This window comes from Oleiphilus sp. HI0061, from assembly GCF_001635675.1.
In genome coordinates this window covers 1-673 of sequence record NZ_LWFE01000779.1, presented here as the reverse complement: position 1 = coordinate 673, position 673 = coordinate 1, and the positions used below count along the sequence as shown (strand labels likewise).

Genomic DNA, 673 nt, shown 5'->3' with positions numbered 1-673 from the left:
GTTGTTTTTCATAGGTTGTAAAAAATATCGACACTTATATCTATGTCTGATGTGACCCCATGAAAGGCTTGCTAGCGAATATAGTCTAATTTAGCTAGCAGTTATTTCGGTAATGCTTTGTTCAGGATAAAGAAGCCGAATATACCAGATATCAGCGAACCCACGACGATACCAAGGCGTTCATCAAAGATCATGTTGACTCCGCTTTCTTCAAAGGCAAGTGAGCCAATAAACAAGCTCATTGTAAAGCCAATACCACAGAGTGCCGCTGTGCCATACAGGCTAAGCCAGTTCATGCCAGAAGGTAGTTGGGCTAGTTTAAGTTTAATGGCAAGCCAGCATAAACCGAATATCCCCACTTGCTTACCGACAAACAAGCCTAGCGCGATGCCAACGGGGACGTTATGAAGCATTTGCTCTAAACCTATACCTGATAGATTGATTCCAGCATTGGCGAAGGCGAAGACGGGGAGAATTCCAAAAGCAACGACTGAGTGAAGGTCATGCTCCAGATCTTTAAGCGGCGAGAACGAAGGGTTCTCTCTAGATTTCATAGGAATGAATATCGCTAGAACTACACCTGCAAGTGTCGCATGAACGCCCGATTTAAGCGTTGCAACCCACATAATGATACCGATAAAAATATAAGCACTTTTGGAGATGACATTTCGTT

General features: G+C 43.4%; 1 protein-coding gene. It reads right to left on the bottom strand.

From position 1 onward, the window contains the following. Positions 1–101 precede the first annotated feature (101 nt). Positions 102–673, bottom strand: a 572-nt coding sequence (locus A3735_RS09525; protein ID WP_197485804.1) for a Na+/H+ antiporter NhaA, incomplete at its 5' end; no start/stop codon positions are given.